The sequence below is a fragment of the Mesorhizobium sp. WSM3224 genome, from assembly GCF_000427725.1.
In the GTDB taxonomy this organism is placed as follows: domain Bacteria; phylum Pseudomonadota; class Alphaproteobacteria; order Rhizobiales; family Rhizobiaceae; genus Mesorhizobium.
The window spans coordinates 60,939-83,400 of record NZ_ATYO01000028.1 but is presented as its reverse complement, the minus strand read 5'-3'; the positions used below and the strand labels follow the sequence as shown (position 1 = coordinate 83,400).

The following is a 22,462-nucleotide window of genomic DNA, read 5'->3' as shown; positions in this document are numbered from 1 at the left end:
TGTCTGAATGTGAGTTGTGGCGGTGGATATCGCATCGGGACGGCGATTGCCATCCTGATGAGGCCGTCACATTCGCATCACAGAATTCAGGCGGTCGATCATGGTCAGGGCGTGCTGCTTCTTGTCGAGATTGTAGGTTTCGGCCTCAGATATCGTGTTTAGCGCCTCGTGCCAAGCCTCCGACAAGGTTTTGGCCCTGGCGAGGTCGCCGGCCAGCGCCGCTTCGCTGGCGGCGGCCGAAAGCAGGTCGAGCGCGCGACGGTTGAAGATATCGAACTGGATCGCCTGGTCGCGCCCCGCCACAGCCTCGGCAAGTCGGTGGGCGCCCGCAATGTCCGGCTTTCCGGCCGCCACCAGCGTGTCGAGCGCGCCGGCGATCTCCAGCCCGCCATATTGGGTAAGCAGGATCGCGTTGCGGGCGCTGCCCCCTGCCCGCTCGGCAAGCGCTGCGCGCGCGGCCGGATCGTCCGGCGGCGGCGGCTCGACATTTTCCAGCACCGCCATCAACTCGTCGGCGGCTAAAGGCGCCAGCCGCACCATCTGGCAGCGAGAGCGGATCGTCGGCAACAGGCTGCCCGGCGCGTGCACGACCAGGATGAACAGGGTGCGCGCCGGCGGCTCTTCGAGATTCTTGAGCAAGGCATTGGCGGCATTGGTGTTCATGTCGTCGGCCGGATCAACGATGACGATGCGGTAGCTGCCGTCATGCGAGGTCATCGACAGGAAGCGGCTGACCTTGCGGATCTCGTCGACGGTCAGCACCGTCTTGAAGCTCTTGGTCTTTTCGTTGGCCGGACGGGTGAGATGCAGCACCGAAGGATGCGCGCCTGTGGCAATCTGGCGAGACAGCGAGGAAGCCGGATCGGGAACGGCGAGCGTATCGGGCGCCACCTTGAAATCCGGATTTTTCAGAAGATGGTGCGCCAGGTGGAACGCAAGCGTCGCCTTGCCGATGCCGTGCGGCCCGGCAAAAATCAGCGCATGCGGCAGCTTGCCTGAGCGATAGGCGGCGGCGAGCATGTTTGCCGTCTGGGCATGACCGATGAGCCGCGGCGTTTCGGAGGGCTCCGGCACACCGTCCAGCGTGTCATGCTGTTCTGGGGCGATGCGTTCGAAGATCATGCCGGCGCCGTCTGTTTCCTCTGCGCCGGCGTCCGCTCTTCCAGCGCCGTGAAGACGGCGGCGGTGACGACATTCTCCACCGTATCGGGATCGGCGGAAGCGTCGATGACGATGCACCGTTCCGGTTCCGCCTCGGCGATGGCCAGGAAGGCCTCGCGCCGGCGCCGGTGGATGTCCAAGGTCTCCTTCTCGAAACGGTCGGCGGCATCGCCGGCGCCGCGCCGCGCGGCGGCCCGCTTCAGGCCTTCAACGGGATCGATGTCGAAGATCAGCGTCATGTCCGGCATCATGCCGTTGATGGCCACCGCTTCCAGCGCCTTCATGAAATCGGCATCGAGACCGCCGGTGACGCCCTGGTAGACGCGCGAGGAATCGATGAAGCGGTCGCACAGCACAATCGAACCGCGCTCCACCGCCGGCCGGATGACCTGCTCGACATGATCCGAGCGCGCGGCAGCGAACAGGATAGCCTCCATTTTCGGGCCGAACGGCTCGGCCGCCCCGGACAGAAGCACATGCCTTACCGCCTCGGCGCCGGGCGACCCACCTGGCTCGCGGGTGACCAGCACCTCGTATTTCTTGGCGCGCATGCGCCGCGCCAGCCGCTCGATCTGCGTCGACTTGCCTGCTCCTTCGCCGCCTTCGAAGGTGATGAAAAATCCGCTCGCCAATCGAGACTGCCTCTGCCCGTGCTGGCCGCTGTCATAGCTCCCGTCCGACAAAAGGTCCACGAACTTGCCCGATCACAAATGTTTCTGGCGCAGCCAGCCGACAGCGAGTTCCTTGGCTGCGTCGAGCGCACGCTGCGGCAGCGTGCCCACTTTCACCGACTCGGCGGCATAAAGCGGCGTCTGCTGGCTGAGCGTGTCGCCTATCCAAACGCGCAGTTCCCCGACTGGTTGCCCCTCTTCTACTGGTGCCGCCACCGGACCCTGATAGACGATCCTGGCGGTCAGCTTGTCGCGATTGGCTATCGGCAGGAATATGTCCACCGGACCTTTTGCTTTCAAGGCCAGGCCGGACTTGGCGCCGCCGAAGACCTGCGCTTCGCCGACCACCTCGTCCTTGGCGAAGATCTCGGTCTTCTGGAACGAGCGCGAACCCCACTCGAGCAGCTTGCGCGCCTCCTCGGAGCGTTCGCGGTCGTTCGCCAGGCCGGCGAGCGCCGCGATCACGCGCGTGCCGTTGTGGCTGACGGTGCCGACCAGACCGAAGCCTGCCTGCTCGCTGGCGCCGGCGACGAAGCCGTCGGCTTCGATGCCCATGGCGATCAGCGGATTGCGGTTCCTTTGCGCGATCTTGTTCCAGGTGAAGTCCGGCTGGCCGTAATAATGGAAGAACTCGGGATAGTCGCGCCACAGATGCAGCGCCAGCATGGTCAGCTCCCGCACCGTCGTCTGCTGGCCGTCGGCCGGCAGGCCGGTCGAGTTGACGAAGGTCGATTTTTGGAGGCCGAGCTGACGGGCGCGATCCGTCATCTGCGCGGCGAAATTCGCCTCCGAGCCCGCCATGCCCTCGGCAAGCACGATACAGCCGTCATTGGCGGCCTGCACGGTGACGCCCTGGATCAGATCCTCGACGCGGACCGCGGATTTGAGCTTGGCGAACATGGTCGAGGTCCCGGACGGCGCGCCGCCGGTGCGCCAGGCGTTCTCGCTGACGACAAAAGTGTCGTCGAGTGTCATGCGCTTCGACTTGATGGCGTTGAAGACCATTTCCATCGTCATCAGCTTGGCCATCGATGCCGGCGGGATAGGCTTGTCGGGATCCTTGGCGAAGAGCACCGTGCCGGTATCGGCATCGATCATGAACGCCTGCGTCGCCTTGGTCTCGAAAAGCTGCGCACTCGCCGGAACGGCGCAAAACAGTATCAGCGCCAATCCCAGAAGGCTGGCGAAAGGCGGAAAAATGCGCAATTGCATGAAATCTCGACCCAATCTGAGCAACACCGGAATGTGCCGAGCGGTTTTCCGCCGGAATTGCGCAAAGACTACCCCGCGGTCAAGCTATCAGGGTTTTTCCGACTGGATCAACGGGCAGCGCGAATTTGATCAGTTACGCACAGCCAGCGCGTCCGGCGCGCCATGCGACCAGGCTGCCTGGAGCAGGTCGTCGATGCTGCCGTGCCCGTCCGGATAGACATTGACCGCGTACCAGTCGTTGCCTTCGAGCTCGGTGCGCTGGATCTCGGTCCGGCCGAACGGCTCGAGCGCCGTGGCCACGCGCTTTGCCTCGACTGCTTGGTCGAAGGAACCGGCGGCGACGTAGTCGGATCCGGGCGCCTGTTCCTGGCGGTTGGATTTCTTCCATGACTGCAGGATATCGGCCGGCGACATGCCGCCGGTATCGAGCGCGGCAAAGACATCGGCGCGCCGCACCCGTTCATCCACATAGGACAGCGAAGCCATGGCGAACGGCGAGTTCGGCGGAAGGCCGACGTCCGGCCGTTCCGGCACGATCGGTCCGAAATCGGGCAGCACGACATCGCTGGCGCCCTGCACCGAGAATGCCGCCGGTTGCACTGTCGGCTGCTCCGACAGGCCCGGCTGTGCGGCAAAGGCTTGCCCCGAATTGGTCAACTGGCCGGGAAACGGCACGGCGGCCGGCGGCGCGCCGACCGGTATGCTCGGCGATGGGCCGTTCATGGCCACCATCACGCCGGTCGGCAGGCCGTCCGACGGATCCGGCCGGTTGTTGCCGGGGTGGTAAGAGGCCACCAGATACTGGTCGTCATCGCCGTCGAGCGGCGCGCGCCCGACATATTCCACTTTGACCTTGGCCGTGCCGACCTTGTCATAGTCGAGCATCTGCGCGGCGCGTTCGGAGACGTCGATGATGCGCCCTTCATGGTAGGGACCGCGGTCGTTGACGCGCACGATCACCGAGCTGCCGGTCTCAATATTGGTAACGCGGGCATAGCTCGGCAGAGGCATCGTCGGATGCGCCGCCGTCAGATGCGTCATGTCGTAGACTTCGCCATTGGCGGTCAGACGGCCGTGGAAGGCATCGCCATACCATGAGGCCAGGCCGACCTTGGCGTAGTTCCTGTCTTCCTTGGGATAATACCACTTGCCGCGCACCTGGTAGGGCTTGCCGAGTTGGTCGCGGCCGCCGCCACGGCGCATGAAGTCAACGCGCGGGCTCGCCTTCACGCCATATTCGGATTCGGCGAAATATTCCTTGGAGCGGGTCTTCTTGTGGACCATGCCCTTCGGCTCGGGCTGCGAAGCGCAAGCAGCCAAAAGCAGGCCCGAAAGGGCGCACAAGGCGAAGGCAGAAGCGCGACGGAGACGCGGGCGCGCCGAAGTCTGCATGTTTCGATTGTCCCCTACCGTGCCGCCACCTGACGGAGCCAAGCGTCCGTCAAATGCCAACAACACCTTGATCCCCAATCCCTTTTGCACAGGAATTGTTTATCACGATGTTAATCGATTATGGCCGCAACAGGGCGAGATTATGGCGAGAGGCGCCGAAGCTGGAGGTGCCCACACGAAGTTGGCAATAGCGGCTGGTTTCGAGCACCATGCGCCGCGAGCTATCGAGGCTTCGTGGGAGGCCCAAGCCCCCAGCTTGTTATTGCGGCACCGGCGATGCGGTGGCCACAACGTGCGAAAGCTTCTGGCGCTTCGTCAAAACCGGCTTCTCGTAGATCTTCTTCATAATTTCCCCCTTTGGAACATTGGCAGGTCGAGATTGACGGGGTCTCTGCGGCATTGTCAATGCATCGGACCGGCTTTCTGCCGCTGTCCCGGCCCTCGCAAACAATGATTGAGCCATTTCTTGCGATTGACAGATCTTTGCGCATCGCACTAGAGCATGGGCGCTCTCGATCCTGTCGGCACGGCCTTTGGGCCAAACAGGACGGAGCGCCTCGTGAAGGATCACGATGGAGGGATGGCCGAGCGGTTTAAGGCACCGGTCTTGAAAACCGGCGTGGGCGCAAGTTCACCGTGGGTTCGAATCCCACTCCCTCCGCCAATAAATACAGCCACTTAACCACAGTTCACACAAAGGCATTTCTAAATTTGCGGCTAGCGAAGATCGATCTCCTCCACGTGCGCTCTGCGGCGCTGTTGGTCGGTCAGACCGGCTCGCCGGCTTGAAAAGCCACGATGATCTCGTACAGGCCATGAAGGAGTGCTTGCTGTAGCCGGCCCAAGGGGAAGCGCGGCGTTCGGGTGACGGAACTTGGTCGGCACGTAGATTAGCTGTTTCTAAAATGCTATCTTTGATGCGAGGGGCTTCCATGAGGCTTTCGCAAAATCATATAGCATTGATGTGGCTTGCCCTGGGCGGTCATGCGGACGCCCATGATTGGTATACCGGCAGGACCGATCCCGTTCTTCATTATAACTGCTGCGGCAACAAAGATTGTCATCCAATCAACGCCAGCGACATAAGGCAGACGAAAGACGGCTATTACGTCAGATCGCCTCGCCCCGCCTACATGAATGAGCCACAAGAACCGGAGTGGTTTATCCCGAGAGAGCGTGTCCAGGAGGCGGCCGATGATCGGTATCATATTTGCGAGCGTCTTATGACGTTCTATCGAACGGTCACCCCCCATATGAATTTCGAGACCTATCAGAGATATAGGTGGACGTGTTTCTTCGCACCGATGGGTACCGGTTCAATCGCGCGAAGTCGTTAGACGCATTTAAACAAGGGCCGGGTATAAGGCCGAATACTTTTGTCGAGCCAAAAGAAAAATGTGATGTGAAAGCAACAGCTTGGCCACATCTATTCGACGGCCACTCCCTTCGCCATTTGCCCTCTATTTATCGTCCGATATCGCCGCCGGCCTCCCATTCTTCCGAGTAGCATGGCGAACCGCGCTCATGGCCTTGCGCGGAACCGGATCTGCCGGGGTGACTTCGACCGAAAGCGAGTCTAGGCTGGTATGTCTTTCCGCCAGCATGAGCGCGCGCCACATGCCTCGCTTTCTCGCCGTCTATACCATGAAGCCCGAAGATCTCGCCCGCTTTCGAAACCTGCCCAAATCCGAGCAGGACGCGATAGACGCCATCGGGTTGAAGCAGTGGTCGGACTGGGAGGACAAGAATGCCGCGTCGTTCCCCGATCGCGGGGGGATGGTCGGCAAGACGAAGCGGGTAACCAAGGAAGGCATCGCCGACGCCGTAAACGCCTTTTGCGGCTACATTGTCGTTGAGGCGGAGACGATAGAGGCTGCAGCCCGCCTCTTCGAGAACCACCCACATTTCTCGGTCTTTCCAGGAGACGGCGTGGACATCATGCCCTTCCTCACTGAGCCTGCGTCCTAAGGCATGTCGCCCGGAAGGTGCGCAGCGGTTCTGGGACAACGACATGCATCAAAACAAAGACTCAAAGCGCGTCGCCTGAATCCGTTTCGGCGCGACGCGCTTTAGAGTGTCACCGCGTTTTATGGAAACGCCTTACCGCTCTTTGTTTCTACGCAATTCTGGACGGAAGGCCACGGCGACCCGTCCGGCCGTTTGGGACGGTCCGGTCTCTATTTCGAGGAAAATGGCTGGGACGCGGAACCGCTCGCCAAAACTTTTCCCGACGAATCCATCGCCTTGACGGTGATATTGTAGAAATGGGTTCCGCTGTCCGGGCACGGTCCTTTGTACCGGAACGCCCCATAGGGCAGCGATGCTTGCCCCTTGTAAACGACTGTTCCGCCGCCATGGTCGTAGGACGAGCTGCTGTCCGTCATTCTTATTTGGAGTTTTGCCGTTCCCTGGGGCACGCCGGACACTGTTATCGGCGGCGATTTCGGGTCGAAGCATTTTTTGGTCGGACCCCATGCGAATGAAACGCCCATACCGGAGGCGAATGCATCCGACGCGACGATCGCAAACCCAAGCGCAAGCAACAGTCTTTTCATAATTTCCTCAGTTTTGAACCACGAAAGAAAACGTAACACCGGCGGATACCACAGCCGTTCGAGAGGCACTCCGTCTGCCGCTCTTCGCCAGCGGTTTTTGGAGCAGACCTCTCTGCGCCCCTACCAATTCAGCTTGAAGCCGACATCGCCGCCATAGCTCTGCAAGCCATCGCCGAACTTCCCGTCGAAGGCGGCGAACATTGAGGTGTTGTTGCTCCAGTTCATCTTCAGACCGGCATTGACGGCAACCGCGTCTTCGGCTGCCGAAGCACCCTGGATGACGAAGGAGGTGCCGGGCGCCGCCTGGAAGCTTGGCTTCACCGAGCGGTCCGGCTCGAACTCATGCACCCAGGCCGCGCGGCCCCAGGCCTGCAGCGACTGGCCGTCGCCGATGCCGATCGTGGTGTCGAGCTGCAGGCCGAGCGAGACCGGCAGCGAGGTGATGACGCGGTGATCGAAGCTCAGGCCCAACGCGCCGCCGCCGAGCGACGTTTCGTCGAAAGCGTCCATCGACAGGAATGCGAACTGCAGCCCGGCGAAAGGCGTGATGGCGCCCCCACCCACCTGCTGCCGCCAGCCGGCCTCGATGTTGGTGCCGAAGCCGGCACTCAGGAAATTGCTGCGCCAGTTCTCGGGCGTCACACCGGCCACCGGGTCGATCGGCGAGTCCGAGCCGGGCACGGCCGTGGCGCGGTGGATGTTGTTGTTGTAGAGGCCGAAGGCAAGCGCGCCGTCGATATAGAACTGGTCCCATTTATGCGCGACATAGGCGCCGGCCTGCGCGCCGACGATGTTGCCCGAAGTCTGTCGGTCATCGACGGCAAATGAACCCGCCGAGCCACCCAGGGCGAAGCCCACCAGTGTGTCGGGATCGCCAACGGTCTCCATGCCCGCCGCAAGGTTGCCACCCTTGTAGACGGTGCCGGCACTGCCCACAGCGGCATCGCCGCCGATCTCGCCGCCATTGCCGCCGGCGCTCGCCCAATAACTCCAGCGCCGCTGGTCTGGCTGCATGGCCTTGAACGGATCCTTCTTGGGCTTCGTCGGTTCGTCATAGGCCTGCGGCGGGACCGTCTGGTCCGTCGGGTCGGTGCCGAGGCCGGTGCGCCAGAAATCAGCCTGGCGGCCGATCGAGGCAAAGAAGCTTTCATAGGCACCGAATTCCGGTTGCTCGAACCCGGAAACCCCCTCGCCCGAGATCGAATCGTAGACGGCGCCAAGCTGCTCGACCGTCGGGATGTAGAACAGCGCCTCGGCGATCTTCTTGAAATTCGGCGAGGTCGCGTCGGTCTGAATGGCGTTGACGGCGTTCGCGACCGGGATCTGGTTCTCGGTCAGGCCAGTTGGGGCGAAATTGATGTCGACGCCAAGATAGACATTGTTAAGGTCCGGATATTGCAACTGATATTGCGCGACCGCGCTTGCGATCGAACTCAACTCCAGTCCGGTCTGCGAGACACCGCCATCGGCGTGCAGGATGTGGAACGTTTGGCTTCCGGGTTTCGCCGCGGCCGCGTCCATGATGTTGAGATCGACAGCGCCACCGAGATCCGCCGTGCCCGTGACGTTGATGAGGTCGGCTTGCGGATCGAGGTCGACGTCGAGCTTGTAGGCGCCGCTCGAGGCCTGGTTCCAATTGCCGACGAGATTGCTCGTCATCACATTGTTGTCGCCGCCCGGCGAGAAATAGCCGCTGTCGGCGAAGAGGTTGCCGGCGCCGAGCTTGGCGTCGGCGCCGGCATTGAAGGTGGCGTTGACCGCGTTGGTGAAGCTGTTGGCGCCGGCGCCGAGATCGAAGGAGCCGGTGACCGTGCCGTAATTGGTGACCGCCTCCTTGGCATCGCCGGAAAGGATCGCCCAGCCGCCGGCCGTGCCGCTCGCGGTCGTGATCGTGCCCTTGTTGCTGATCGTGTTGTTGTTGCCGTCGATGATCCAGACGCCGACGCCGACATGGCTTGCGTCGGTGGTGCCGCCCACAACCTTGCCGGTGGCGCTCGTCAAGTTGATGGCAATGTCGCCATTGCCTTCCACGGCCTTGCTCTGTGCAACGATGGCGTCTGTGCCTGCCGCATGGGTGATGACCGAGCCGGTCAAATCTACGGTAACGTTGCCGGCCGTGCCAAGATAGCTCTGTGTCATATCCTTCTTGCCGCCATTGCTCTGGGCGAAGATGCCGATGGAGCTGTCGCCATAGGTGTCGATCGTGCCGGCATAGTTGACGTGAACGATGCCGGAATCGCCGGCATCGCCATTGCTGCCGACGGCCCAGTTCGTGACGGTGTGGATACCCGGGATCAGTTCGTTGCCGAGCGTGCCGAGGATGCCGCCGCCGCCGCCCACCGACTGGGCGAAGATGCCGGCCGAGGACGAGCCATGGGTGATGATCGCCCCGTTGCCCTCGACGGTGACATCCTTGCCCGAGCCGCCATTGCCGCCGCCCTGGCCGAAAGCCAAGCCGATGCCGAGGTTGAGTGCCGGGACCGGCCCCAGTCCGTTCGCCAGCACGCGATCGACATTGCCGGCGACGCCGCCGCCGCCGCCCACCGACTGCGCGAAGATGCCGTTGGAGGCCGCGCCGAAGGTCTCGATCTTGCCGTTGCCATTGTTGATGACGTGGACGATGCCGCCGTCGCCGCCGCTGGCGCCCTTGCCGCCGACACCGACCGTACCGGTGGCGCCGATATTGGCCTTGCCGCCGACGCCGCCGCCGCCGCCCACCGACTGGGCGAAGATGCCGTTGGAATTACTGCCCTTCGTGGTGATGTTGCCGGCATTGGTGACCTCGACAAGGCCGCCAATGCCCGACCCGCCGCCATTGCCGCCAACGGCTGCACCGAGAGAGCTGTAAATCTTGGTCTTGCCGAACAGCACGTTGGCGATCAGCGCCGCTGGGACCGGGATCAGCTCGTCCGTGCCGAGGATGCCGTTGCCACCCGCGCCACCGCCGCCACCCACGCTCTGCGCATAGATGCCGTCGGCAAGCGAACCGTTGGTCGTGATGCTGCCATCATTGGTGACGCTCACGTGTCCGCCGTCACCGGCCGCGCCGCCCTGACCGCCGACCGCGACCGACATGGCGACGTTTATCAGCGCATCCTTGGGAGCCTCGCCCTTGCCGACCAGCACGTTGATCGAATTGGCGCGGCCGCCAATGCCACCGCCGCCGCCGATCGATTGCGCGAAGATGCCATAGGCGCTGTTACCGGTGGTCACCGTATCGCCGGCGATATCAGTGTTGGTGGTGATGCGGCCGGTCTCGATGTTTCCGTGATTGTTGACGGTGACGTCCTTGCCGTCGCCCGCCAGGGCGCCATTGCCGCCGATAGCCACGGAGATGTTGGTATTCTGTGCGCTCGAGCTGGTCGCGTTGGCCCAGCTTCCGACCGCCGTGATCGCGTTGCCGCCATCGCCGCCGCCGCCGCCAGCGCTCTGCGCGTAGATGCCGGCCGAATTGTCGCCATAGGTCCGGATGACGGACCAGTTGTTGACCGTCGCGCTCGAACCGTCGCCGCCAAGCGCGCCCTGGCCACCCACCGTGACGCCGATCGACGCGAGCGGCAGGTTGCTGTTGTTGATGCCTAGGTTGACACCAATCGCGAAGCCGCCGTCGCCGCCACCGCCGCCAATCGATTGTGCCCTGATGCCGTCGGCGCCAAGGCCCCAAGTGGTGATGGTAGAGCCGGCGACGGTCGCCCCGAGCGCGTCCTTGCCTGCATCGACGATGACGGCGCCGCCGTTCCCGCCTGTCCCGCCCGTGCCGCCGACGGCGACCGATATGTTGGCGCCTGGCCCCATTGAGCCGGAGCCCGATCCGGCGTAGCCGCCGGTGCCGCCGCCGCCGCCGACAGATTGCGCCCAGATGCCGTGGGCTTCGGTGCCGTGGGTGGTAATGTTGCCGCCATTGGTGACATGCACGGTGTCGCCGATGCTGCCTGCGCCGCCGCTGCCGCCGACCGCGACCGAAACGGCGACCGCCGGAATCTCTTCAGGATCGGGCGAAACCGCGAGCGAGAAAGCGATCGCCCCGCCGCCATTGCCGCCGCCGCCGCCGACAGACTGCGCGAAGATGCCGTAAGCCTTGATACCCGTGGTGCTGATGTCACCCTGGTTGCTGACCGTGACGGTGCCGCCGCTGCTGCCGTCGCCGGCATCGCCACCGATAGCGGCCGATATCGCGCCGACCGCGAGCGCGCCGGCAATGGAGAAGCCGCCATTGCCGCCGCCGCCGCCGAGGCTTTGCGCGTTGATGCCGATCGAGCCGTCTGCATGGGTGATGATCGTCGAGGCGTTGTTGACGGTAACAGCCTTGGCGAGACCACCCTCGGCACCCTTGCCGCCGAGGGTAACGGTCAGCGCAACCGCGCCGATCGTGCCGCCGCCGGCAAAGCCGCCATTGCCGCCACCGCCGCCGACCGACTGCGCGAAGATGCCATAGGCCTGGAGGCCGTAGGTCTCGATCGTGCCGCCCGTGGTGTTGACGTTTACGATGTCGCCGATGCCTCCGACGCCGGCAGCGCCACCCATGGCGAGACCGAAACTGAACGCGCCGCCGCCACTCACCGCGACTGCGCCGCCGCCATCGCCGCCGCCGCCGCCGACGCTCTGCGCGAAAATGCCGTAGGCGCCGTCGCCTTGGGTGGTGATGTCGCCCTTGTAGTTGACGGTTACGTCCTTGCCATCGCCGCCGGGACCGCCCTTGCCGCCGAGCGCGAAACTTGCGCCGGCGCCGGAGGTGCCGTTCGCGACCGAGACCGCAAGACCTCCCCTGCCGCCGCCGCCGCCGACCGACTGCGCAAAGACGCCATAGGCCTGGGCGCCGGTGACGATGGTTTGGCCCTGGCCGTTGGTGGTGCGCGTGCCGGTGCTGATGTCGGAGGCGAGGAGGCCGCTGAGATTGCCCGGCGTCGCCACGTGGTTGACCTCGACCGATCCGCCGTCGCCGCCCTTGTCGCCGGCACCGCCGATGGCGATCGAGATCGGTGCCCCCACAGAATACGAGCCGCCGCCATTGCCGCCGCCGCCGCCCAGCGACTGCGCGAGGATGCCGACGGAATTGTCGCCGCTTGTGGTCAGGTAACCTGAGGAATTGACGGTGACCTTGAGGCCGTCGCCGCCGCCGCCGCCCGAACCGCCGATGGAGAAAAGGCCGCCGCTGGAGCCGCCGTCGCCGCCGCCGCCGCCGATCGATTCCGCCTGGATAGCAGTGCCGACGGTGGTGATGCGGCCGGTATTGTTGACCGTGACGGTACCGCCATTGCTGGTGGCGCTGCCGGCGCCGCCGATGGCAACGAGGCCGCCGCTGTCGCCGCCATTGCCGCCGCCGCCGCCGACCGACTGGGCGAAGATACCGCGTGCCTTCGGGCCTATGGTGATGAGCGTGCCGTCATTGGTGACGGTGACGGAGCCGCCGATGCCGCCAGCGGAACCGTCGCCGCCGATGGCGACGAGGCCGCCGCCACTCGAACCCGAGCCGCCGCCGCCGCCGATCGACTGAGCCACGATCGCGTCGGCGCCGACGTCATGGGCGTCGGGATTGGTGCCACCATAGGTTATGATGGTGGTCCCGGCCGCATTGTTGACGACGACGGTGCCGCCATCACCACCTGCCGCGCCTGTGCCGCCGATAGCGACGAGGCCGCCGACATCGCCTGCCGCGCCGCCCCCGCCGCCGATCGATTGGGCGAAAATGCCATAGGCGCCGGTGCCATGGGTGGTGATGTCGCCGCCGGCGTTGTTGTTCACCGTGACGGTGGAACCGGTGCCGCCCCCGCCGCCGAGCTTGCCGCCAAGCGCGACGATACCGCCGGCATCGCCGGCATTACCGCCGCTGCCGCCGAGCGACTGCGCCCAGATGCCGTGCGATTCCTTCTGCGACGTTTCGATGACGCCGCTGTTGGTGACGGTGACCGTGCCGCCATTACCCCCCGAGGTCGCCGAACCGGGCAGGCCGACGATGCCGAAGCTGTCGCCGCCGGTGCCGCCGGCGCCGCCGATCGACTGGGCGAGGATGCCGGGCGACTTCTGGCCGGTCGTGATGATGTGGCCGCTGTTGACGACGGTGACCGGGCCACCGGTCGTTGCCGGGCCGCCCGAACCGCTCGGGCTGAGGATATAGCCATCGCCGCCGTTGCCGCCCTTGCCGCCCTTGCTGAGCGCAAAGATGCCCGGCGAGTTGGTGCCGCCGGTGGTCAGGTTCACCGAATTGTTCAGCGTGACTGTCCCGCCGGCGCCTGCCGCGCCACCATCATAGGGGCCGAGCGCGCCATAGGCATCGCCGCCATTGCCACCATTGCCGCCGATGCTGGCGACGGTGACGGCGGGCGTGTTGTCGGTGTTGTTGCCATAGGGACCATTGACGCCGCCGACCAGCGTGACGTCGACGGTCGGGCCGTTGCCGCCGGGGCTGCCATCGGAGCCGTCATAGCCGATGGTGATGCTGCCGAGGATTCCCAGGTCGATATGGACGCCATAGCCATTGCTGCCGCCCGAGCCTTGGGTGCCGACCTGCCGGTTGACATAGACTGCGCCATCGGCGTTGCTGCTGCTGCCGCCATTGCCGGCGGTGCCGGCTGCCCCGCTATTGTCGAAAATATTCGGCTTGAAAGCGTCTACAACCGACGTCGGATGGTTCGAATCCGTCTGATTGGTGACGTTGATCCCGGTGATGAGATTGGTGGTCGAGTTCAGGATATAGCTGTCGACTTTGTAGGTTGCGCCACCCGACACATAGGTGGAGTTAAGGGCTGGTGGGTCGACCAGGATCGCATTGTATTCGGTAACCGAACCGACGGTGATCGACGTTAGCGCCCAGCCAGAACCGAGATCCTTGACCACCGTTTCCAGCGCGTCGGTGTCAGGGTTATGTACCTGACTGCCCACGACGACCGCGGCCAGCGTGGCCTCTGGGGCGAACAACAGCAACGAGGCCGCGACGGCGGCAACTGCAGTTGGGACGGGGCCATAGGCGCGCAACGTCCGTCCAAGGCCGAACCTCGACCTGTTGGCCGTCTCGATCTTCGCCATTGCCGCCAGTCCCCCCGGGCCGTCCAGCCCGTCCCCGTCTGGCCATGGCGTGACCCAAGGGAAGCGCCTTGTCAACTTCGCTGCAACTGCCAGCCAGCGGTCGAGCTCGCGGATTTGTTATAGCCGCCAAGTAATGCGGTGTGTGTTCCATCGCCGCGGAAAGTATTGAATCATTTGGATTTTCCGGCTTTTCCTGCCACGGAATTCGAAATGACGATGGGTGGGCCGGCCCTGCCATGCAACCGAATGCCACTCCGCGCAGGTACATCGGAGGCAGGCCATCGGGCTGACTTTTTCTGGGCATATCGTGGCCCTGCTGCAGAAAGCACGCCGTGACGACCCCAACGGCGACACGAACATTCCACGCTTGCTGGCGATTCTGCAAATCGTAGCCGCCAGTGGTGCATGGCGGCTGTGTTCGGTCGGAACTGATATGGCGCCCCACGCAGCACTCGCGGTTCAACGATCGGTGAAGCAGCGTTTATTTGATTTCTCGGACAAAACATGCTGCTTCTCGCGCCCATGAAAAAACTCAGCCTGATGGTTCTGGCGTCGCTGGCGCTGGTTTGGCCGGCCAAGGCGATGGACAATGCATTGCGCGCCGGCCTGTTGAAACTCGACCCGCAGACTCGCCTTGAGCAGCGGTGTGATGCCGAGGTGCTCGACCGCATCAGTCACGACGATCGCAACTACAAGGCCGACCGCGTCGTGGCCTACGCCTTCGCCACGCCGCAGATGAGCGCCGACGCCATCAAGAGCTCCGGCGCCGCCTTCCGCAGCAAGGGCCAATGGTACCGGCTGAAGTTCAAGTGCCAGACCGGGCCGGACCACATGCAGGTGCTGCAGTTTCGCTACAAGATCGGCGACGAGATCCCGGAATCCGACTGGGCCAGATATAATCTCTACGACTAATGCATGTCGCCCAGAAGTGTGCAGCGGCTCTGGGACAACGACATGCATCAAAACAAGGACGTAAAGCGCGTCGCCTGAATCCGTTTCAGCGCGACGCGCGTTAGGTTTTCGGCCTTGCCCCTTGCCGGCAACCACCCGAAATCCTTGGGGCTTGTGCCGGCAGTGTTGTTTTCCGGCGATGTCCAAGCCTGTGTCTTGACGCCGGTGGACCATGCCTTTAGGCCCGTCGGGCAAAGGGCTACGCTCATTTCAGGCAAGGATTTCTAGTCGATGGAAATATTAACTGCCGCAGGCCTTTCAGCTCTCCTCCAGGTAGTCGCAATCGATCTCGCCCTCGCCGGTGACAACGCGATTGTGATCGGCCTCGCGGCAGCCGGCCTTCCTGCGGATCAGCGCAAGCGCGCCATCCTTGTCGGCATCGCGGCGGCCACCGTCCTGCGCATCGGCTTTGCCCTGATCACGCAATGGCTGCTGAGCATCGGCCCGATGCTGCTCATCGCTGGCGGACTGCTGCTTCTGTGGGTGTGCTGGAAGATGTGGCGCGAACTGCGCGTCAGCCACGAGGATGAGCGCGACGCGACCGAAGCGCTGTCTAACGGCGACTACGATAAGGATGGCAAAATCGCCGGCAAAGCGCGGCGCAAGACCTTCTCTCAGGCGGCCTGGCAGATCGTGATTGCCGACGTCTCGATGTCGCTCGACAATGTGCTCGCCGTCGCGGGTGCCGCTATGAACCATCCGACCGTGCTGATCATCGGACTGGCTTTGTCTATCGCTCTGATGGGCTTTGCCGCGTCCTTCGTCGCGCGCCTGCTGCACAAATACCGCTGGATCGCCTATATCGGCCTCGCGATCATCCTCTACGTCGCCGTGAACATGCTTCTGGGAGGCGCCGTGCAGCAGTTTCCCGACCATTTCGCTTTCCTGGCGCCCTGGTTCGGTTCGGGCGGCCACTAGAGCAATTCCAGGAAAAGTGTGTAACGGTTTTCCGTCCGGAATTGCGTCAAAACAAAGAGATAGAGCGGTTCGCCGTTTCCGTGAAACGGTGAAACGCTCTAGCATTCTTTCAGGGCGAACGGCCGCCGCATCGCCCCGTCCTGGCCGAGAGGCAGGTTTGCTTCTCTGCCGAAGCATGCTATTGCGCCGCGAAACGGCTCAAAGCCGCACCGCAGATCGATCTTCAGAGCCTGAGGCTCAAATCCTCGATCTCACTATCACCTCTTGGAAAACAAGTTTATGTCCGCCCCACGCGTCAGCTTCGTCAGTCTTGGATGCCCGAAAGCGCTCGTCGATTCCGAGCGCATCATCACGCGGCTGCGCGCCGAGGGCTACGAGATCGCGCGCAAGCATGATGGCGCCGACCTTGTCGTGGTCAACACCTGCGGCTTCCTCGATTCCGCGCGTGACGAGTCGCTCAACGCCATCGGCTCGGCCCTTTCGGAGAACGGCCGCGTCATCGTCACCGGCTGCCTCGGCGCCGAGCCGGAGGTCATTCGCGAAAAGCACCCCAATGTGCTGGCGATCACCGGCCCGCAGGCTTATGAGAGCGTGATGGCGGCGGTGCATGAGGCGGCTCCGCCGAGCCATGATCCCTATGTCGACCTGCTGCCGCCGCAAGGCGTGAAGCTGACCCCGCGCCACTACGCCTATCTGAAGATTTCCGAGGGCTGCAACAACCGCTGCACCTTCTGCATCATCCCGGCGCTGCGTGGCGATCTCGTCTCGCGGCCGGCGGCGGATGTGCTGCGCGAAGCCGAAAAGCTCGCCAAGGCAGGGGTCAAGGAAATCCTTGTTATCTCGCAGGACACCAGCGCCTACGGCATCGACATCAAGTACCAGACGTCGATGTTCGGCGATCGCGAGGTGCGGGCGAAATTCCTCGACCTCGCCGAGGAGCTCGGCAAGCTAGGCATCTGGATACGCATGCACTACGTGTATCCCTACCCGCATGTCGCCGACGTCATTCCGCTGATGGCGGAGGGCAGGATCCTTCCCTATCTCGACATCCCGTTCCAGCATGCCTCGCCGCAGGTGCTGAAGAACATGCGCCGTCCCGCCCATGGCGAAAAGACGCTGGAGCGCATCCGCGGCTGGCGCGAAGTCTGCCCCGATCTCGCGATCCGCTCGACCTTCATCGTCGGCTTCCCCGGCGAGACGGAAGACGATTTCCAGATGCTGCTCGACTGGTTGGACGAGGCGAAAATCGACCGCGCCGGCTGCTTCAAATACGAGCCGGTCAAGGGCGCGCGTTCCAACGATCTCGGCCTTGAGCAGGTGCCGCAGGAGGTCAAGGAAGCGCGCTGGCACCGTTTCATGCAGCGCCAACAGAAGATTTCTGCTGCGCAGTTGGCCAAAAAAGTCGGCAAGCGCCTGCCGGTGCTGATCGACGAGGCACATGGCATATCGGCCAAGGGCCGCACCAAATATGACGCGCCGGAGATCGACGGCTCGGTGCACATCCAGTCGCGGCGGCCGCTGCGCGCCGGCGAGATCGTGACGGTCAAGATCGACCGCGCCGACGCTTACGACCTCTACGGATCGGCCGTCTGAGCGTTCTCGCGAAGAAAAGCACCGCGAATAAAAAGGGCGCCGCGCGGCGCCCTTTTTGCGTTTTCGTTTCGCGACCTGTCGCTTACTGCGGCAGCTTGTCGTCGATGCCCTTGACGTAAAAATTCATGCCGAGCAGCGTGCCGTCGTCCGCGACCTCGCCGTCCTTCAGCCACGGCGAGCCATCCTGCTTGGACACGGGACCGGTGAAGGGGTTCCAGCCGCTGGCGATCTTCTTCTCGGTGGCTTCGGCCATCGCCTTCACGTCGTCGGGCATGTTGGTGAACGGCGCGAGCTTGACGGCGCCGTCCTTGATGCCGAGCCAGACATTGTCCGGCTTCCAGGTGCCGTCGAGAGCGGCCTGGACGCGGCTGATGTAATACGGACCCCACTCGTCGGTCAGCGAGGTCAGCTGCGCGTTCGGCGCGAACTTGATCATGTCGGACGACTGGCCGAAGCCATGCAGCTTGCGCTCCTCGGCGACCTGCAGCGCGGCGGTCGAGTCCGTGTGCTGGACGATGATGTCGGCGCCCTGGTCGAACAGCGCCTTGGCGGCGTCGGCTTCCTTGCCCGGATCGAACCAGGAGTTCACCCATACGATCTTCACCTTGAAGTCGGGATTGACCGACTGCGCGCCGAGGATGAAGGAGTTGATGCCCATCACCACTTCCGGGATCGGGAAGGAGACGATGTAGCCGGCAAGGCCCTTCTTCGATTCCTTGGCCGCGATCTGGCCGAGCACATAGCGGCCTTCATAGAAACGGGCGTTGTAGATGCCGAGATTGTCGCCGGTCTTGTAGCCGGTGGCATGCTCGAACATCACCTTGGGAAACTTCTTGGCGACCTTCACTTCGGCATCCATGAAGCCGAACGAGGTGCCGAAGATGATCTTGCACTTCTCGCGCGCCAGGCGCTCGAAGGCGCGGTCGGCGTCGGGGCCTTCCGAGACGTTCTCGAGATAAGCGGTCTCGACCTTGTCGCCGAGCGCCTTTTCCACCTCGAGGCGGCCCTGGTCGTGCTGGTAGGAATAGCCGAAGTCGCCGATCGGACCGGTATAGACCCAGCAGGCCTTCAGCTTGTCGGCGGCCTCGGCGTTTGCCGCCAGCGACAGGGCCGCGGCCGTGGTCATCAACGCAATAAGCAATTTTTTCATTGTGTTACCTCTCTGAGTTAAGCCTTGGAGCTTCCCGTCTTTTTGTTGTCGTCAACGATCCGGAACGAATGGCTGCCCCAACGAAGCCGGCGTGTTCATCATCGTTAGCCGCTTGTTGCGCGAGATTAGAACGAGAACCACGATGGTTGCCAGATAGGGCAGCGAAGAAAGAAACTGCGAAGGCACGGGAATGCCAAAAGCCTGTGCATGAAGCTGGCCGATCCACACCGCGCCGAAGATGTAGGCGCCGGCCAGCACCCGCCACGGGCGCCACGAAGCGAACACCACCAGCGCAAGCGCGATCCAGCCGCGGCCCGCGCTCATATTCTCCACCCATTGCGGCGTGTAGACCAGCGACAGGTGCCCGCCGGCAAGGCCGGCGCAGGCGCCGCCGAAGATCACGGAGAGATAGCGGTAGCGAATGACCTTGATGCCGAGCGCATGCGCGGAGCTGTGGCTGTCGCCGATCGAACGCAGCGTCAGGCCAGTGCGCGTCTTGAACAGGAACCACATCACGGCCGCGGTCAGCGCGATCGAGATGTAGAACACCGGATCCTGGCCGAAGATCAGCCTGCCGATCACAGGAATGTCCGTGAGGACCGGAATGTAGAGATTCGGCAGTCTCTCGCCGGGTTGGCCGACGAAGCTCGTTCCCATCATCCCGGACAGACCAAGCCCAAGCAGCGTCAGCGACAGGCCGGTCGCCACCTGGTTGGTCGCGAGCGACAGCGTCATGACGGCGAACAGCAGCGAGAACAGCGCGCCAACGATCACAGCGGCAAGCAGGCCGATCCAGGGCGATCCCGTAAGGTAGCCGGCGCCGAAGCCGCCGACGGCGCCCATGATCATCATGCCCTCGACGCCCAGATTGAGCACGCCGGAGCGCTCGACCACCAGTTCGCCGATCGCCGCGATCAGAAGCGGCGTCGCGGCGGTCGCGATGGTCAAAAGGATGTTGACGGTGATGTCCATCAGCGGGCCTCCTCGAGCTTGGGCGCTGCTTCGAGTTTCGCCGCGTCGTTCGGCTTCGTCAGCGCCATGCCGATTAGGCGGATGCGGTAATGGATGAGCGTGTCGCAGCCGAGCACGAAGAACAAAAGCATGCCCTGGAAGACGCGCGCCACCTTGTCGGAGATGCCAAGCGCGCTCTGCACCGCCTCGCCGCCGAGATAGGTCAGCGCCAGCACCAGCCCCGCGGCCACGATCCCCAGCGGATTGAGCCTGCCGAGGAAGGCGACGATGATGGCGGTGAAGCCATAGCCGGGCGAAATCACCGGCTGCAGCTGGCCGATGGCGCCGGAGACTTCCGAGATGCCCGCCAGGCCAGCCAGCGCCCCGGACAGAAGGAAGGCGAAGAACACCATCCGGTTGAAGCCGAAGCCGGCAAAGCGCCCCGCCCTCGGGCTCGAACCCATCACACGCACCTCGAACCCTTTCAGCATGCGGCCCATCATCAGCCAGGCCAGCACGGCGGCAACCAGGGCGAAGACGAAACCCCAGTTGGCGCGGCCGGCGTCGGGCATCAGTTCCGGCAGCACGGCCGAATCGCCGAACTGGATGGTCTGCGGGAAGCCGTGGCTTTGCGGGTCGCGCCACGGGCCGCGCACCGTCCAGTCGAGGAAGAGCTGCGCGACATAGACCAGCATCAGGCTGGTCAGGATCTCATTGGTGCCGAAGCGCGTCTTGAGCAGCGCCGGGATGGACGCATAGAGAGCCCCGCCGACCATGCCGAACAGGAGCATCAGCGGCAGCACCAGCGGGCCTTCGAATCCGGGAAACAGCACCGGGATGATCGAGCCGAAGATAGCGCCGAAAATGAACTGGCCTTCGGCGCCGATGTTCCAGATGTTGGCCCTGTAGCAGACCGAAAGGCCGACCGCGATCAGGATCAGCGGCGCCGCCTTGATCGCCAGTTCGTGCAGCTGCCAGACCTGGCTGATCGGCTCGACGAAATAGATCTCGAAGGCATTGAGCGGATTGACGCCGAGCAAGGCGAACATGATGGCGCCGGCAATGATAGTCAGCGCGAAGGCGATAAAGGGCGACAGCACCGAAAACAGCGCCGAGCGCTGCGGACGTTTGACCAGTTCGATGCGCATCATGCCACCTCCAGGCTGTGTTCGGCGTGGCCGGGCTCGGCGCCGCCCATCAACAGGCCGACCTTCTCGAAAGTCGCCTCGGCGATCGGCAGCGGCGTCGACAGTTCTCCGTTGTGCATGACGGCGATCGCATCCGACAGTTCGAACAATTCGTCGAGGTCCTGGCTGATGACAAGGACCGCGGAGCCGCTGCGGGCAAGCTCGATCAGCGCCTGGCGGATGTGTGCGGCCGCACCGGCGTCGACGCCCCAGGTCGGCTGGTTGACGATCATGACGCTCGGCTTGCGGTCGAGCTCGCGGCCGACGATGAATTTCTGCAGATTGCCGCCCGATAGCGCGGCCGCCTCCGGATCCGGCGCGCTCTTGCGCACATCCATGGCTGTGATGATGCGCTGGGCGGCGCTGTAGACGGCGCCGTTCTTGACCATGCCGCCCGAGCCGACGAATGCTTTGCCGTCGGTGGCGTGGCGGGAAAGCAGCAGGTTCTCCGAAAGCTTCATGCGCGGCGCAGCGCCATGGCCGAGGCGCTCTTCCGGCACGAAGGCAGCTCCCATCAGGCGGCGGCCGGTGATCGACAGGCCTCCGGCGTCCTTGCCGCGAATGCGAACGGAACCGGCATCCTGCTGCAGCACTTCGCCGGAGACGGATTCGAAAAATTCGCCCTGGCCGTTGCCGGCGACGCCGGCGATGCCGATCACCTCGCCGGCGCGCACGGTGAGGTTGATGTTCTTGAGCGGGATGGCGAAGGGCGTTGCCGGCTTGCGGGTAAGGCCGCGGATCTCCAGCAGTGCCGGTGCGGTCTCGATGCCTTCCGCCGGCGCGCGCACCACCGCCTTCACCTCGCTGCCGACCATCATGCGGGCCAGCGAAGACGCCGTCTCCTGGCGCGGATTGCAATGGCCGACAACCTTGCCGTGGCGCAGCACCGTGGCGCGGTCGCAGATGCGTTTGACCTCTTCCAGCCGGTGCGAAATGTAGAGGATCGATTTGCCTTCCGCGCGCAGCCTTTCCAGCGTTTCGAACAGCTTGTCGGCTTCCTGCGGCGTCAGCACCGAAGTCGGCTCGTCGAGGATGATCAGTTGCGGGGTCTGCAACAGGCAGCGGATGATCTCGATGCGCTGGCGTTCGCCGACGGAGAGGTCGCCGACCAGCGAATCCGGATCGAGCGGCAGGCCGTAGCTGAAGGAAAGCGCCCTCGCCTTCGCGGCAATCGTGCTGATCGGCGAACCGTCATTCAGCGAAAGCGCGATGTTCTCTGCCGCCGTCAGCGCCTCGAACAGCGAGAAATGCTGGAACACCATCCCGATGCCAAGCTTCTTGGCGACGCCCGGGCTGGTGATCGTGACCGGTTTGCCGTCCCAGAAGATCTCGCCCGAGTTCGGCTCGAGCGATCCGAACAGCATCTTGACCAGCGTCGATTTGCCGGCGCCGTTCTCGCCCAGCAGCGCGTGGATTTCGCCCTTTGCGATATTGAGATCGATGTGATCGCACGCCGTCAGCGTGCCAAAAATCTTGGTAAGGCCACGAACCTCGAGCAGGTTCGCCCTGTCATGATTTGCACTCACGGTGCCTCCCATCCAGTTGCCCGGACATGTTCTGTGTTCCCGAAAGCATGGTATGCGCGGCCGGCTCCCGTCGGAAAGCAGCACCCAACTTGAAAGAGCTTCAAGAATTTCAGCGGAAACTCAAGGGTTAAGATAAGCCTGTTGAGAATGCTGGCAAATCCGGGGCGGTTTT

Annotated in this window: 14 protein-coding genes and 1 tRNA gene; 5 read left to right on the top strand and 10 right to left on the bottom strand. The window is 63.7% G+C overall.

Features of this window, described 5'->3' with window-relative positions; all coding sequences use genetic code 11:
• Positions 1-66: 66 nt before the first annotated feature.
• From YU3_RS0128420 to YU3_RS0128405, 4 genes are all read right to left on the bottom strand, one after another.
• The gene (locus YU3_RS0128420; protein ID WP_027169404.1) at positions 67-1,122 is read right to left on the bottom strand and encodes a DNA polymerase III subunit delta'; all 1,056 of its coding nucleotides are present in this window, start codon (positions 1,120-1,122) and stop codon (positions 67-69) included.
• On the bottom strand, positions 1,119-1,793 hold the full coding sequence (tmk, locus tag YU3_RS0128415; RefSeq protein ID WP_027169403.1) for a dTMP kinase: 675 nt from the start codon (positions 1,791-1,793) through the stop codon (positions 1,119-1,121). Before tmk ends, YU3_RS0128420 begins: the two co-directional genes overlap by 4 nt.
• 72 nt (positions 1,794-1,865) lie before the next feature.
• Complete coding sequence (locus tag YU3_RS0128410) at positions 1,866-3,044, bottom strand: D-alanyl-D-alanine carboxypeptidase family protein (RefSeq protein WP_027169402.1); 1,179 nt, start codon at positions 3,042-3,044, stop codon at positions 1,866-1,868.
• A 129-nt stretch (positions 3,045-3,173) separates the two neighbouring features.
• Entirely contained in the window at positions 3,174-4,436 is a 1,263-nt protein-coding gene (locus YU3_RS0128405; protein WP_027169401.1) for a septal ring lytic transglycosylase RlpA family protein, read from the bottom strand.
• Between the two features lie 574 nt (positions 4,437-5,010).
• Here YU3_RS0128405 and YU3_RS0128395 point away from each other — a divergent pair.
• Together YU3_RS0128395 and YU3_RS0128390 are read left to right on the top strand one after the other, a co-directional pair.
• Positions 5,011-5,100 (top strand) — tRNA-Ser (locus YU3_RS0128395).
• A 953-nt stretch (positions 5,101-6,053) separates the two neighbouring features.
• Entirely contained in the window at positions 6,054-6,404 is a 351-nt protein-coding gene (locus YU3_RS0128390; protein WP_027169400.1) for a hypothetical protein, read from the top strand.
• A 209-nt stretch (positions 6,405-6,613) separates the two neighbouring features.
• Here the strand turns inward: YU3_RS0128390 and YU3_RS39795 are convergent, their stop codons facing one another.
• Positions 6,614-6,991: a phospholipid-binding protein gene (locus YU3_RS39795; protein ID WP_084508366.1), complete on the bottom strand. Its 378-nt coding sequence runs from the start codon at positions 6,989-6,991 to the stop codon at positions 6,614-6,616.
• 120 nt (positions 6,992-7,111) lie between these two features.
• Positions 7,112-14,014: a hypothetical protein gene (locus tag YU3_RS37640; protein ID WP_036259760.1), complete on the bottom strand. Its 6,903-nt coding sequence runs from the start codon at positions 14,012-14,014 to the stop codon at positions 7,112-7,114.
• A 504-nt stretch (positions 14,015-14,518) separates the two neighbouring features.
• Between YU3_RS37640 and YU3_RS0128375 the strand changes: the two genes are divergently transcribed.
• From YU3_RS0128375 to rimO, 3 genes are all read left to right on the top strand, one after another.
• Positions 14,519-14,926, top strand: a complete 408-nt coding sequence (locus tag YU3_RS0128375) for a DUF930 domain-containing protein (RefSeq protein ID WP_036259756.1) — start codon at positions 14,519-14,521, stop codon at positions 14,924-14,926.
• A 270-nt stretch (positions 14,927-15,196) separates the two neighbouring features.
• Positions 15,197-15,883 carry a TerC family protein gene (locus YU3_RS0128370; RefSeq protein WP_027169398.1) on the top strand — a complete coding sequence of 229 codons (687 nt, stop codon included), beginning with the start codon at positions 15,197-15,199 and terminating at the stop codon, positions 15,881-15,883.
• A gap of 279 nt (positions 15,884-16,162) precedes the next feature.
• Positions 16,163-17,476 (top strand): 30S ribosomal protein S12 methylthiotransferase RimO, encoded by a 1,314-nt coding sequence (gene rimO, locus YU3_RS0128365; protein ID WP_027169397.1) that lies wholly within the window; start codon positions 16,163-16,165, stop codon positions 17,474-17,476.
• An 82-nt stretch (positions 17,477-17,558) separates the two neighbouring features.
• Here the strand turns inward: rimO and YU3_RS0128360 are convergent, their stop codons facing one another.
• Genes YU3_RS0128360 through YU3_RS0128345 form a run of 4 tightly spaced genes read right to left on the bottom strand, consistent with a single transcriptional unit; the run spans position 17,559 to position 22,302 of the window.
• Entirely contained in the window at positions 17,559-18,626 is a 1,068-nt protein-coding gene (locus YU3_RS0128360) for a BMP family ABC transporter substrate-binding protein (protein ID WP_027169396.1), read from the bottom strand.
• Positions 18,627-18,677: 51 nt separating this feature from the next.
• A complete protein-coding gene (locus YU3_RS0128355; protein WP_027169395.1) occupies positions 18,678-19,598 on the bottom strand; it encodes an ABC transporter permease in 921 nt (306 codons plus the stop codon).
• Positions 19,598-20,728, bottom strand: a complete 1,131-nt coding sequence (locus YU3_RS0128350) for an ABC transporter permease (protein WP_027169394.1) — start codon at positions 20,726-20,728, stop codon at positions 19,598-19,600. Before YU3_RS0128350 ends, YU3_RS0128355 begins: the two co-directional genes overlap by 1 nt.
• On the bottom strand, positions 20,725-22,302 hold the full coding sequence (locus YU3_RS0128345) for an ABC transporter ATP-binding protein (RefSeq protein ID WP_036259753.1): 1,578 nt from the start codon (positions 22,300-22,302) through the stop codon (positions 20,725-20,727). The genes YU3_RS0128350 and YU3_RS0128345 overlap by 4 nt, the downstream gene beginning before the upstream one ends.
• Between the last annotated feature and the right edge of the window lie 160 nt (positions 22,303-22,462).